Origin of the sequence: Paractinoplanes pyxinae (genome assembly GCF_026626335.1) — a bacterium.
Classification (GTDB): Bacteria; Actinomycetota; Actinomycetes; order Mycobacteriales; family Micromonosporaceae; genus Actinoplanes; species Actinoplanes pyxinae.
In genome coordinates, this window is record NZ_JAPNTZ010000034.1 from 1 (window position 1) to 11,985 (window position 11,985).

Sequence of the window (11,985 nt, forward strand, 5' to 3'; positions counted from 1 at the left end):
CCGGCGGGTGACGACGGCCGGTTCGGATAGTCGGGCGGTGGGCGCGGATGGTCAGCTATGCAGGCGACGACGGCCGGTTCGGCCCCTTCCGGCGGTAGACGTGGATTGCCTGTTCCACAGGTGATGGCGCCTGGTTCGGACAGTCGGGCGGTGGACGTGGATGGTCTGTTCGGCAGGCGACGACGGCCGGTTCGGGCTGCTTGAGGCGGCGGGCGCGGTCCGGGTTGTCCGGTGGGTGATGACGGCTGGTTCAGTCCGCTTCAGGCGGTGGGTGTGAATGGTCAGTTCGGCGCGTGAAGGTGGCTGGTTCGGGTCAGCCAGGCGGTGGGTGTGGAGGGTCAGTCCGGCAGGTGACATCCGCCGGTTCGAGCCAGCCAGGCGGTGCCTGTGAAAGGTCAGTTCCACACGTGGCGGCCGCCTGCTCGGCCTACTGGAGCCCAGGGCCGGGAGCGTCGGTCGCACAGGTGACGGCGTCCCCTCCGGCCGCTCGCCGGGAAGGCCTACAGAGCGATGCGAGTGACGGCGATCAGCTGCTGGTGCCACCCGCCTGCCGGCGGAAGACCGCCCAGCGCAACCCCGGCGACCACCCGCATGCGTAACCGGCACGGTGCGAACGCGCGACCCACCACCAAGGTCCGCCCGGGTGAGACAGACGCCCAGCTTCGTCCACAGCGCGGCAGCCGGACCACCCACCCGCACGGGTCTACGCGCCCGCACCATGCAACCGCAGAAGCACCGACCACGACCCTGGAAGGAGTAGATCGCACGCAAGGATGGGGCCGAGGGTGAGCAATCACGGCATAGAGACGGTTTCCAAGCAGTGATTGCTCACCCTCGGCCCCATCCGTCAACCGCAAGAAAGCCACGGATTCTCAGAGCCGCCCGTCCGGTGCCGGCGGGCGGTGGGACGCTCCGGGGCGGCGGCCTGGCGGGGCCACCTGCCCCGGAGCGGGTCAGGGCAGGTAGCGGACGAGGGCAAAGGCGTCGCCGTTGGGGATGCCGCCGATGCCGCCTATTAGGAGGCGGCCGTTGGGCTGGATTCGTAGGACGTTGGCTCGGTCGTTGCCGCCCAGGTCGGTGGTGACGACGCCGCGGGTGCCGAAGGTGGGGTCGGGGGTGCCGTCGGCTCGGTACTGGGCCAGCGCGATGTCGCCGTCGATCGAGCCGGTGGCGATGATGCGGCCGTTCGGGCGGATGATCGGGGAACCGACCGGGCCGGCTACCGGGTGGAAGCCGTTTCGGCCCAGCGAACGGTCGGGGCGGCCGTTGGGCAGGTAGCGCAGCAGGCCGTGGCGGCGGACGTTGTCGACGTCCATGGTCACGGTTTGCAGGATGCGGCCGTCGCGGGCCACGGCCAGGCCGCCTACGCCGTCGATGCCGGTCGGGCCGGTCAGGTCGCGGACTACGCGGCCGCCGGAGCCGAACGACGTGTCGAGCCGGCCGCGCGACGTGAAGCGGGCCAGCAGGACGTCGCTGGTGGGTTCGGGCAGGGTACTCCAGTAGCTCGTGGTCCCGGCCACGATGATGCCGCCGTCCGGTGCCAGGAGCACGCCGCTGACGCCGTCGAACTCGCGCGGGCCGAGGTCGATGCGGACTACACCGCCGGCGCCGAACGTGGGGTCTGGCGTGCCGTCGGGCCGCAGCCGCAGCAGCACCGGCGGGTTGCTGCCGTCGTCGGTGGCCGCGGACAGGCCCAGCAGGATCTTGCCGTCGGCCTGCAGCACCAGACCGCTGGGCCGGGACGCGTAGACGGCGTCGCCCAGCGCCGGGATGAGCCTGCCGTCCGTACCGAAGGAAGTGTCGAGGCTCCCGTCGGGGAGATGGCGGACGAGGGCCAGATTGCCGAACCCGGCCCGGGTGACCGTGCCCGCCACCAGGATGCGGCCGTCGGCCTGCAGGGCCACCGCGTTCGGGCTGTCGGAGTCCGAGCCGGGGTCGACGTCGGTGATGACCGTGCCGAAGGAGCCGTCGATGTAGCCGCTGGGGAGCAGGCGCGAGATCAGGAACTGGGTCTCGCGGCCGAGCCCGATGTAGATGATCTTGCCGTCGGGCTGCACGACCAGGTCGCGGACCTCGTCGCCGCCGCTGCTGTCCCGGATCACCACCCCGTTCGTGCCGAACGACGGGTCGAGCACCGGCCCCCGGGTGGCGGCGCCGGCCGGTGCGCTCAGCGCCCCGGCGATCAGCACTCCGGTCAGCAGACTCCGGGCGAGCATGGCGACCACCTCCCGTTCCGCGGTCCAAGGTGGATGCGCGGTGTCGCGTCGTCAGTCTCGCCCGCTGAACGGACCCCGCGCGTGCCCTCCCCCACGATTCGCCATTAAGGTCATTGCATCCATTCCGATAACTCTCTAGCGATCGCCTCGGGTTGGTCCTCGGGCAGGAAATGCAGGCCCTCCCCCACATTCCGGATGCGCAGGCCCGGCGCGGCGTGGGCAACTTCTTCCACTCGTACGGAATCGAGAACTGCGCCGGGTTCGGCGGTGAGCAGCAGGAGGGGCCGTTCCGTCGCGGTGAGCCATTCCCAGTTGGCGGTCAGGACCCGATGCGCTTCGGGTGGCTCGCCGCCGATCGGGATCTGCGTGACCCACTTCCAGACCGGGTGCCTCGACTCGGGTGTGGGGAACGGTTCCTCGTACGCGGAAAGCTCTTCAGAATTGAGCCGGTGCCGCATGCCGCCGGGCAGAACCGTGGTGAGGAAGAAGTTCTCGTCCTCGATCAGGCGCCGTCCCTCGACCGGGTCGCGCAGCCGCCGGAACAGATCGCGGCCGCCCTCGTCGAACTCGTCCCACGACGCGAGGGGGCGCAGGTGACCCTCCATCATGGCCATCCCGCCGACACGATCCGGATGGGTGCGTGCGTACTCGATGCCCAGCCCGACGCCCCAGTCGTGGCCGACCAGCCGGAACGGCCCGCGCAACCGGTCGAGTTCGGCTGTCAGATGGCGGCGGTGGTCGTTCCAGTCGTAGCCGATCGGCGGCCGGGGCGAGCGTCCCATCCCGATCAGATCGACCGTGACGCACCGGAAGCGCCCGCTCAACAACGGAATCACCCGCCGCCACAGATACGACGACGTCGGATTGCCGTGCAGGAACACCATCGTCGGGCCGGCGCCGCCCGTGTCCGTGACGTGCAAGCGCTCGACGGTCACGGCTGCAGGTTCTTGGCCATGTTGCGGCCGGTCTCGGCGAAGCCCAGCTGCTCGTAGAGGGCCCGCGCGCCGGTGTTGTAGGCGAAGACGTGCAGACCGATCCGGGTCAGCCCGTTCTCGTGGCACCAGCGCTCGGCGGCCAGCATGATCGCTCGGCCGTAGCCCCGGCGGCGCAGCTCGGGCTCGACGGCGACGTTGTAGACGAATGCGGTCTCGTGCGTGACTTTGATCCACAGGAAGCCGACCCGCCGATCACCGTCGTACGCGTACCAGAAATGGTGCCCGGGAGTGGCGAACTCGTCGGGCAGCAGCCGCGCGTACGTCTCGGCGGCGTCGCGAGCCGCGTCCGGCGCCGACCGGCCGGACTTGACCGAGCTTTCCGCGTAATGCTCCTCGGCCTCCGCCCGCCACGGCTTGTACTGCTCCTCGGTCATCCCGGCCAGTCGCACGTCCCCCATGGCGTGTGCTCAGTCCCGGTCGAGGGCGGCCAGGATCCGCTTCTGGTCCTCGTCGAGGCGTTCGGCGGGAACGTTGGAGTCGACCCGGGCGAAGTCGAAATCGGCCATCTCCCAGGCCGGGAAGACGTGGACGTGCGCGTGCGGCACCTCGAACCCGGCGATCACCAGCCCTACCCGCGGCGACGAGTAAGCCTGCTTGATCGCGGCGCCGATGCGGTGGCTCACCGTCATCAGATGCGCGGCCAGCGAAGCCGGCAGCTGCGTCCAGTCGTCGACCTCGTCGCGCGGCACCACCAGCGTGTGCCCGGCGGTGAGCGGCGCGATGGTCAGGAACGCGGCCACCTGGTCGTCGGACCAGACGATCCGGCCCGGGATGTCGCCGTTGATGATCTGCGTGAAGATGGTCGCCATCGCCTGTCCTTCTCGTCGGGTTCGGCCCCCACCCTAAGGCGTGCCGCCTGGCAGAGTGGGGACGTGGACCTCGAATCCGGCGTCGGCCTCCTGCATGCTCTGACCTCGTACGCGCCCGGGCGGGAATGGGACGTGCCGCCCGACGACCCAAGGGTGCGCCAAGACCTGAAGCCGAACGACCCGGCCACCCTTCCGCCGCAGGTCAAGACCTATCCGGACGGTCTGCCCACCGTCGCCCTGCCGCGTGAGCTCCCGGATCCGGGAGTGCCCGCGGCCGCCGTACTGTCGGGAAAGCCCTCGCCGCCGCAGCCGCTCGACGCCGCCCAGCTGGGTCGCGTGCTGTTCCTCGGCGCCGGCGTCGTCCGCACCTCCGACCGCAACGGGCGCTCCTGGCTTTTCCGCGCCTCCGGTTCGGCCGGCGCGCGTTTCCCGCTCGAGGTGTACGCGGTGACGAGCGGAGTCGCCGGCGTCGAGGACGGCATTCACTGGTACGACCCGGTCGCGCACGCCCTCGTCCGGGTCGGCCCGAACGCGCGCGGCGACGCGACGACCCTGGTGATCACCGGCATCCCGTGGCGCACCGGCTGGCGCTACTCGGAACGCGGCTTCCGCCACCTGTACTGGGACGCCGGCACACTGCTCGCCCAGCTCGACGCCGCGGCCGCCTCGGCCGGCCTCGATCACCGGCTGCGCACCGACTTCCCCGACGACGCCGTCCGGGCCCTGGTCGGCGCCGACGGCGTGCACGAGTTCCCTCTCGCCCTGCTGACGTTCGGCCCCGGCACGCCGGCCCTCGAAGCCACCGGCCCGGCGACGGCCGGCGAGCTTCCGGAGGTCGAGTTCCCTCTGGTCACCGCCGCGCAACGGGCCGGCGACGGCACGGTCCTGGGCGACCCGTGGCCGGTCGGCGACGAGGTGGCAGCGCCCGCTCTCTCGACGGAGACGGTCGACTCGGTGGTTCGCCGCCGGGGCTCGCAGCGGCGCATGGACCGCTCGAAGACACTTCCCCGCGAGGCGCTGGACTGGCCGATGGCGGCGGCCCTGCGCGGCATCGACGTGCCGCACTGGGTGGCCGTGCACGGCGTCGACGGGGTCGAACCCGGCATCTACCGCTGGCCCGACCTGGCCAATCCGATCACGACGGGCGACCTGCGGGACGAGCTGGAAAGGGTGTCGCTCGGTCAGTCGCTGTCGGCCGAGGCCGCGTACGTGGTGATAGCCGCCGCCGACCCCGGCAACCTCGACGATCGCGCCTACAGATCCGCCCAGCTGGCCGCCGGGCTGGTCGAGGGCCGCCTGCATCTGGCCGCCTACGCGATCGGCGCCAGCGCGACCGGCATGACGTTCCTCGACTCCGAGGTGCCGGCGCTGCTGCACGAGCCCGACGACCTCGTCACGCTGCTGTTCACGTGCGTTGGCGTGCCCGAGTACAAGTCACGCGCCGGTGGTCTGCCCGGCAGCCCGGTCGAGGTCGGCCGGGTCATGCCGCGAACGGTGGACTGACCTCGCGCTGCCACACCGCCCAGCGGGTCTGCGGCCCGACCCGCTGGGCGCGCAGCATGGCCTGGCGGGCCCGTCCAATGATTTCGTCGTAGGTCAGTTCGCCGGGCCCGGCCACGGCGACCCCGATGGCGGCCGCGAGCGGAACCAGCCGGCCACCCGCGATCACCGGGCTCAGCGCCGAGGCGATCTCGCCGGCCACGTCGTACGCCTGCTCGGGGAAGGCCATCCCGGTCAGCAGTACGGCGTACTCGTCCGCGCCGAGCCGGCACACCCGCGCCGAGACCGGGACGCAACCGCCCAGGATGCGGGCGAATTGAGCGGGCGCGGGCTGAACGACGTCGATCAGGACCACGGCGGTGTGCCGGCCGGACGCCAGCGACCGCGTCACCGCCCGGCGAAAACGCCACTTCCTCATGGTCCGAGCCCCCTCGCCGTGCCGACCCGCGGAAGATCGGGCACGGCGGGGCCCACTTGAGGTTTAGTCGTCCCAGATCACCGCGTCGCCGACGGGACGCTGGGCGCCGCCGCTGGGCTGGTTGATAAGCCGACCGGCCGCGACCATGGTGGTCGATCCGCCGCCGTCGAGGTTGATGGCGTCGCGCAGGCCGAGGGCGTCGGCCACGGCCGCCGTCTCGTCCATGGTCGTGCCGACGCTGGTGGTCATGCGCCCGTCGATCGTGGCGAGCACGATCTTCCCGGCGCGGGTGGTGCCCGCGATCGTGCGGGGGTTGCGCTCGAAGAAGCTGCCCGACCCGTCCGGCACGACAACCTCGCCGGCCCGGGTCAGCTGGTAGCGCCCGTTCACGCCGTACGTGCCGGGCCGCAGCACCACCCGCTCGCCGGCAGCGTCGGTCACGGTCTGCTCGACACGCAGGCACCCGCGAGCGAGCGCGACCAGGGCGGTGGCCTGAGCGCCGGTGGCCTGCAGGGACGTCTGACCGGTGGTGAGCGCCGTGCCGCGGGTGGCCGCCGTGCGCACGACGCAGCCGCGACGGTCGAGCACGGCCTCGGCGCCCTCACCGGACGGGGTCTGGGCGCCGAACTCGGGCGTGAACGAGGCGACGGCGCGGGTCGCCGCGGGCGGATCGTTGACCAGGGTGATCGGCAGCTCGGCGCGGGTGCGCGGGTTGCGCACGGTCGCCGCCCACGACAGCTTGCCGACGGCCATCCGGTTGCGGGCCGAGTCGATCACCAGGTCGGCCTCGGCCGGATCGGTGGTCGGCTCGCTCAGCAGCTTGCCGCGGTGGATGCCGAGACCGACCGGGGTGCCCGGGTAAAGCTGGCTCGCCGTGAACGTGAAGAACGAGGCGTTGACGCCCGCCAGCGCCCCTTCGGCGGCGACGAGGTCGGTCACCGTCTCGGTGCGGGCCAGGTCCGGCCCGTACGTGGTCTTGAGGCGCCCTTTCGCGCGGTGTGGGTCGATGGTCAGCACCTGCACACGCCACGGCCCCCGCGTGGTCGTCCCGATCTCGCCGGCCGGGGCGGGCTCGTCCCCGCGCACGATGCTGGTCAGCGTGACGCCCCGCGCGAGCGTCTGCGTGGTGCGCGTCTCGGCCAGCCCGGAGTCACCGAGCGGCAGGTCCTTCGCGGGCGTCCCACCCGGCACGAGCGTCGACGCCACCAGAGCGGCCGCAACCAAGGAATGAATCATGTCGATATCCTCGGCCCGCCCCGAAACCGGGTCGCTGCGTTTGGTGGAAAGGCGTACTAACGGCTGGTGGCCGGCGTCTATGTGCGGTGGGTGTGGTGCCGGGCGGTGCTGCACCGGGGGTGGTGGCTGGTCACCAGCATCTATTTGGTGGCCGACGCTCGGCTGACGGCGGCGCAGCTCGTGCTGATCGGGGTGGCGCAGGCGCTGGTGGGGCTGGTGTTCGAGGTGCCGGCCGGGGTCGTGGCCGACACGTTCAGCCGCAAGTGGTCGCTGGTCGCGGCGCACGTGTTGATGGGCACCGCCATGCTCGCGACCGCGCTGGTCAGCGACTTTGTGCCGTTGGTGGCCACTCAAATGTTGTGGGGGCTGTCGTGGACGTTGGCCAGCGGGTCGGATGTGGCCTGGATCAGCGACGAACTGGGTGACCCGGACCGCGTACCGGATGTGTTGATCAGAGCCGAGCGGGCCCAGCTCACCGGGACCGTCGCCGGGTTGGCGGCCCTCGGCGGGCTGGCCTGGCTGGTCGGACGCCCGGCGGCGATGATCGTGGCCGGAGTGGCCATGATCGGGCTCGGCCTGGTCGTGGCCGTGCGCTTTCCGGAGGGCAGAATCCCAAGGCAGCGGTGGTCGTCGGTGCTGGCCGGCGGGGTACGGCTGGTGCGCGCCGATCGGGTGCTGATCGCCGTCTTCGCGGCCACGCTGCTGGTCAACGGGGTGACCAGTGCGTTCGGGCGGTTGTATCCGCTGCGGCTGGTCGAGCTGGCTCCGGCGGTCGACCCGGTCCTGTGGCTCACCGGGCTGAGCGTGGTCATGTGTCTCGGCGGCGCGGCCGTTCTGCGAAGGATCAAGCCGGGCGATGTTCGTCGCGGTTATGCGGCCGCCTGCGCCGTCGCGACGATCGGCGTACTGGGCCTGGCGTTCGCGCCCGATCCGGTCAGCGCCAGCGTCGCGGTGCTCGTGGCGGCCGGGGCGCTGCCGCTCACCCGTAGCTTCGGCACGGTCTGGGTCAACGGCCGGACAACGTCCGCCGTACGCGCCACGGTCCATTCGCTGCTGGCCCAGGCCGACTACGTGGGGACGATCGTGTGCGGCCTGGCCGTGGCGTTTTTGCCGGCACTGCCGTTGTGCGCGGCCTTGCTGGTCACCGCCGCGGTCGTGGTCCGGGCAAGCGACCGGCAAGGGAACCGCAAGCGGCCCGGCTGATGCTCGTCCCGACTGAGGAAGGGACGACGATCATGGAGATTCGCGAGCTGGGCACGATCCTGGGGATCTGGGCGCATCCGGACGACGAGGCGTACCTGTCCGGCGGGATCATGGCGATGGCGGCCGCGGGCGGTCAACGCGTGGTGTGCGTGACCGCGACGTGCGGCGAGCCGGGACGCGCCGAGGAGTTGGACCGCTGCCTCGAGATCCTGGGAGTGGGCGAGCATCACTGGCTCGGCTACCCGGACGGCGGCTGCGCGGGCGTGCCGGTGGCCGAGGCGGTCGGCAAGCTGGCCGCGCTGATCGGCGAGGTGCGGCCGGACACCGTTCTGAGCTTCGGGCCGGACGGCAACACCGGGCACGAGGACCACCGTACGGTCGCGAAGTGGACCGAAGCGGCGTTCGACCAGGCTGCCCCGGGCAGCGCGCGACTGCTGCAGAGCGCCGTCGGCGAGCGCTGGGCGCGGCGCTGGAAGCCACTGCACGACGGTTTGAGCGTGTTCTACCCGGGCTACCCGGTCATGGTGGCGGACGACGCGCTCACGATCGGCCTGGTGCTCGACCGGGACACGATCGAGCTCAAGGTGCGGGCGCTGGCCGCTCAACGTAGTCAGACGGCCACGCTGATCGGCGCGATGGGCCGGGACCGGTACGCCGAGTGGGTCGCCGACGAGGCCTTCGTCGAGCGCGTGCGCGGGGCGCGTTAAATAGTCGTTCATGAACGCCTTTCGAGAGCTGCTGTCGGCCGATCGCGTGACCCACGTGCCGGGGGTGCACGATCCGCTGAGCGCGACTCTCGCCGTGCACGCGGGCCACAAGGCGGTGTACCTCTCGAAGAACGCGGTGGCCGCGGTGACCCTGGGCCGGCCGGACGTCGAGTTCGTGCCGGCCACCCAGATCGCCGACCGGGCGGCCACCCTGGGCCCGGTGCTCGAGGGCGTGCCGCTGATGGCCGACGCCGGGGCCGGGTTCGAAACGGCGCGCGACGCCGCCTGGACGGCTCTGTCCTACGAGCGCGCCGGGATCTCCGCGCTGGTGCTGGCCGATCACGAGGGCGGGCAGCTCAAGGCGATGGCCCGGCAGGCACCGGGCGTCGCCGTCATCGCGCGGACCAACGCGTACGGGAAGGGTGGTCTCGACGCCGCGATCGAGCGCTGCCGGGAGTACGCGAGTGCGGGCGCCGACGCCGTCCTGCCGGCCGGGGTTCGTACGCCGGAAGAGCTCTTCCGGCTAAAGGCCGCGCTCCCCGGCGTACCTCTGGTGTTGTCGCGCTCGGAAGCCGGACCCGCCACGCCGGCCCTGGCCGACGCCGAGCTCGCGGTCCTGGGAGTGCGGCTCGTCCTGTATCCGCTGGCGGCGTTGCTGGCCGCCGTCCGCGCCGCGTCCCAGGCTTACCGCGCCATCGCCGAGGACGGCACAGCCGACGACGTGGAGCGCATGCCGTGGGCCGCGTTCACCGCACTCCCGACAGTCGGCGCTACCGCCGCGCCTGAGGCACCCGGCCTAGGATCATGACCATGTTGCAGGTGACACCGAACGGCCCCTGGGGCAAGGACGCTCACCCGGCCATGCCCGTCACGCTGGACGAGGTCGTCGACGAGGTGCGCGAATGCTTCGCCGCCGGCGCCGACGGGGTCCACCTGCACGTCCGCGACGAATCCGGCACCGAGACGCTCGACCCGGTCATGGTGAACGAGACCTGCCGCCGCGTACGCGAGGTGGCCGACGGCCCGGTCGAGATCGGCCTGACCACCGGCGCCTGGATCGTGCCCGAACTGGCCGACCGCATCGCCATGATCCGCGAGTGGGAGGGCGTCGACGTCGCCACGGTCAACCTCTCCGAGGACGGGTTCGACGAGGTCATGCGGGCGATGCTCGACGTCGGCATCGGCATCGACGTGGGCCTGTGGTCGCCGGCCGAGATGCCCCGGCTGCTCGCCTCCGGCTTCCTGCCGCGCGCGGCCCGGGTCAGCATCGAGCTCGACCCCGGCGAGCCGTACTTTCTCGAGGGCCCGCCCGAGGCCGTCGCCCAGCGCGTCAACGACCTGCTCGACGAGGCCGGCTCGACCTGCCCCCGGCTGACCCACGGCATGAACGACTGGACCTGGCCGCTGGTCCGCGACGCTTTCCGCCGCGGTCACGACACCCGCGTCGGCTTCGAGGATTCGGTCGCCCTCCCCGACGGCGAAACTGCCAATTCAAATGCCGATCTCGTACGAGCGGCAGTGGCCCTGAGAAGCCGTCGGTGACCACAACCCACCCGCACACGGCGGCGAGATCCTGCGGATCCGGCCCACGATCCACCGCGGTGACACGATGACCGATCTCTGGCCCGCGATCCACGCCGAGCGGGCCGCACTCGCCGCCGACCTGGAAACCCTCACCGACGACCAGTGGCGCCACCAGTCGCTGTGCGGCGAGTGGACCGTCGAAGAGGTGGTGGCCCACCTGACGGCCGGCGCCAGCATCGGCCCGCTCCGCTGGATCCGCAGCATCGTCGCCGCCCGCTTCGACGCCGACCTCCACAACCGCCGCCGCCTCGCCGAACACCGCGGCGCCACCCCCGCTGAGACGCTCGACCGGTTCCGCGCGATCGTCAACGGCACGACGGCCGCCTCCAAACACATGCCGGCCTGGCTGGGCGAGGTCGTGGTGCACGGCGCCGACATCCGCCGCCCGCTCGGCCTGCCCGACGTGGCCCGCTTCTTCGTGGCCCGCAACTTCACCGTGAACAGCCGCAAGGCGGCCCGGGGCCTGCGCTTAGCGGCCACCGACGGCCCGTTCGCGAGCGGCGACGGCGCGCTGGTGAGCGGCCCGACGCTGGCCATCGTCATGGCACTGGCCGGTCGTCACGCGTACCTGAAGGATCTGACCGGCCCCGGCGTTAATCTGCTTCAGGCCCGCGTGGAGTAGTCGCGGCCCTCGATGGCCTTGACCGACCGCTCGAACGCCTTGGTCAGCGTGCCCTTGCCCACCGACCCGAGCAGCCACCCGATCAGCTTGCCCTTGAGGTTCTTGCCCTCCCGCACCACAACAGCGTCCACCGCGGTAGTCCCATCCGGCAGCGACGACAACGTGTAGGTGTGCCCCGAGCCCCCACCCCACACGTTCGAGTCGACGGTCCGCATGGTGATCCGCCGCGGCTCCGACCAGTCGTACCGCAGCCGCTCCCACACGCCGCCGGCCCCCTCGGTCACATCAGCCCAGGTCCCGCCCCGCTCATGAACGACGAGCTGCCCGTCGTCGCTGTTGGCGAACAGTTCCCGACGCCCCGGCCCGAAGTCGGTGAGCCCGGCCAGGACCTGCTCCGGGGTGGCGCTGGTGATCGCATGCATACGAATGATCGACATGCCCTCAGCCTGCCCCGTCGGGCCTGGGGTCGAGCCGGTCACCATCCCTGGCCGGCACCCTGGGCGTCGCCTCCAGGCCGCCGGGCTGACGGTGGCGGCCGCCGCGTTTCGGCATCTCGGTCCGGGCGCGACGTGTCGTCGTCGCAGTGCGCATCCAGGACTCGCCGAGCCGGCCGCCGCGGGGTTTGGGCACTACGGTTTGAGGCGCGACGGCCCGTCGCCATGCGCATCCGGGACTCCCCGAGCCCGCCGCCGCAG

General features: G+C 71.8%; 13 protein-coding genes. 6 read left to right on the forward strand and 7 right to left on the reverse strand.

The window, feature by feature from the left end:
- Window positions 1–953: 953 nt before the first annotated feature.
- The 4 genes from OWR29_RS47865 to OWR29_RS47880 all read right to left on the reverse strand — a co-directional run bounded on the left by OWR29_RS47865 (window position 954) and on the right by OWR29_RS47880 (window position 4,020).
- Window positions 954–2,216: an NHL repeat-containing protein gene (locus tag OWR29_RS47865; protein WP_267570379.1), complete on the reverse strand. Its 1,263-nt coding sequence runs from the start codon at window positions 2,214–2,216 to the stop codon at window positions 954–956.
- Between the two features lie 110 nt (window positions 2,217–2,326).
- Window positions 2,327–3,151: a haloalkane dehalogenase gene (locus OWR29_RS47870; RefSeq protein WP_267570380.1), complete on the reverse strand. Its 825-nt coding sequence runs from the start codon at window positions 3,149–3,151 to the stop codon at window positions 2,327–2,329.
- Window positions 3,148–3,609 (reverse strand): GNAT family N-acetyltransferase, encoded by a 462-nt coding sequence (locus OWR29_RS47875; RefSeq protein WP_267570381.1) that lies wholly within the window; start codon window positions 3,607–3,609, stop codon window positions 3,148–3,150. Before OWR29_RS47875 ends, OWR29_RS47870 begins: the two co-directional genes overlap by 4 nt.
- Window positions 3,610–3,618: 9 nt before the next feature.
- Window positions 3,619–4,020, reverse strand: a complete 402-nt coding sequence (locus OWR29_RS47880; protein WP_267570382.1) for an HIT family protein — start codon at window positions 4,018–4,020, stop codon at window positions 3,619–3,621.
- A 63-nt stretch (window positions 4,021–4,083) separates the two neighbouring features.
- Between OWR29_RS47880 and OWR29_RS47885 the strand changes: the two genes are divergently transcribed.
- Window positions 4,084–5,523: a nitroreductase family protein gene (locus tag OWR29_RS47885; RefSeq protein WP_267570383.1), complete on the forward strand. Its 1,440-nt coding sequence runs from the start codon at window positions 4,084–4,086 to the stop codon at window positions 5,521–5,523.
- On the opposite strand, the gene OWR29_RS47890 is transcribed toward OWR29_RS47885, so the two are convergent.
- Together OWR29_RS47890 and OWR29_RS47895 are read right to left on the reverse strand one after the other, a co-directional pair.
- Complete coding sequence (locus OWR29_RS47890) at window positions 5,501–5,938, reverse strand: diguanylate cyclase domain-containing protein (RefSeq protein ID WP_267570384.1); 438 nt, start codon at window positions 5,936–5,938, stop codon at window positions 5,501–5,503. The genes OWR29_RS47885 and OWR29_RS47890 overlap by 23 nt on opposite strands.
- Before the next feature lie 63 nt (window positions 5,939–6,001).
- Entirely contained in the window at window positions 6,002–7,174 is a 1,173-nt protein-coding gene (locus OWR29_RS47895) for a phosphodiester glycosidase family protein (protein ID WP_267570385.1), read from the reverse strand.
- Window positions 7,175–7,240: 66 nt separating this feature from the next.
- Between OWR29_RS47895 and OWR29_RS47900 the strand changes: the two genes are divergently transcribed.
- From OWR29_RS47900 to OWR29_RS47920, 5 genes are all read left to right on the forward strand, one after another.
- Window positions 7,241–8,377 (forward strand): MFS transporter, encoded by a 1,137-nt coding sequence (locus OWR29_RS47900; protein ID WP_267570386.1) that lies wholly within the window; start codon window positions 7,241–7,243, stop codon window positions 8,375–8,377.
- 32 nt (window positions 8,378–8,409) lie between these two features.
- A complete protein-coding gene (locus OWR29_RS47905) occupies window positions 8,410–9,084 on the forward strand; it encodes a PIG-L deacetylase family protein (RefSeq protein WP_267570387.1) in 675 nt (224 codons plus the stop codon).
- Window positions 9,085–9,094: 10 nt separating this feature from the next.
- Window positions 9,095–9,892, forward strand: coding sequence for an isocitrate lyase/PEP mutase family protein (locus OWR29_RS47910; protein ID WP_267570388.1), 798 nt, complete (start codon window positions 9,095–9,097; stop codon window positions 9,890–9,892).
- A 2-nt stretch (window positions 9,893–9,894) separates the two neighbouring features.
- On the forward strand, window positions 9,895–10,626 hold the full coding sequence (locus OWR29_RS47915; protein WP_267570389.1) for a 3-keto-5-aminohexanoate cleavage protein: 732 nt from the start codon (window positions 9,895–9,897) through the stop codon (window positions 10,624–10,626).
- A gap of 67 nt (window positions 10,627–10,693) precedes the next feature.
- The gene (locus tag OWR29_RS47920) at window positions 10,694–11,290 is read left to right on the forward strand and encodes a maleylpyruvate isomerase family mycothiol-dependent enzyme (protein ID WP_267570390.1); all 597 of its coding nucleotides are present in this window, start codon (window positions 10,694–10,696) and stop codon (window positions 11,288–11,290) included.
- Here OWR29_RS47920 and OWR29_RS47925 read toward each other — a convergent pair.
- A complete protein-coding gene (locus tag OWR29_RS47925; RefSeq protein WP_267570391.1) occupies window positions 11,272–11,727 on the reverse strand; it encodes an SRPBCC family protein in 456 nt (151 codons plus the stop codon). The two genes, OWR29_RS47920 and OWR29_RS47925, sit on opposite strands and share 19 nt — an antisense overlap.
- Window positions 11,728–11,985: the final 258 nt, after the last annotated feature.

Coding starts and splice junctions, on each gene's coding strand:
- OWR29_RS47865 (WP_267570379.1), bottom strand. CDS start 2,216: ATGCTCGCCCGGAGTCTGCTGACCGGAGTGCTGATCGCCGGGGCGCTG.
- OWR29_RS47875 (WP_267570381.1), bottom strand. CDS start 3,609: ATGGGGGACGTGCGACTGGCCGGGATGACCGAGGAGCAGTACAAGCCG.
- OWR29_RS47880 (WP_267570382.1), bottom strand. CDS start 4,020: ATGGCGACCATCTTCACGCAGATCATCAACGGCGACATCCCGGGCCGG.
- OWR29_RS47890 (WP_267570384.1), bottom strand. CDS start 5,938: ATGAGGAAGTGGCGTTTTCGCCGGGCGGTGACGCGGTCGCTGGCGTCC.
- OWR29_RS47895 (WP_267570385.1), bottom strand. CDS start 7,174: ATGATTCATTCCTTGGTTGCGGCCGCTCTGGTGGCGTCGACGCTCGTG.
- OWR29_RS47905 (WP_267570387.1), top strand. CDS start 8,410: ATGGAGATTCGCGAGCTGGGCACGATCCTGGGGATCTGGGCGCATCCG.
- OWR29_RS47910 (WP_267570388.1), top strand. CDS start 9,095: ATGAACGCCTTTCGAGAGCTGCTGTCGGCCGATCGCGTGACCCACGTG.
- OWR29_RS47915 (WP_267570389.1), top strand. CDS start 9,895: ATGTTGCAGGTGACACCGAACGGCCCCTGGGGCAAGGACGCTCACCCG.
- OWR29_RS47920 (WP_267570390.1), top strand. CDS start 10,694: ATGACCGATCTCTGGCCCGCGATCCACGCCGAGCGGGCCGCACTCGCC.
- OWR29_RS47925 (WP_267570391.1), bottom strand. CDS start 11,727: ATGTCGATCATTCGTATGCATGCGATCACCAGCGCCACCCCGGAGCAG.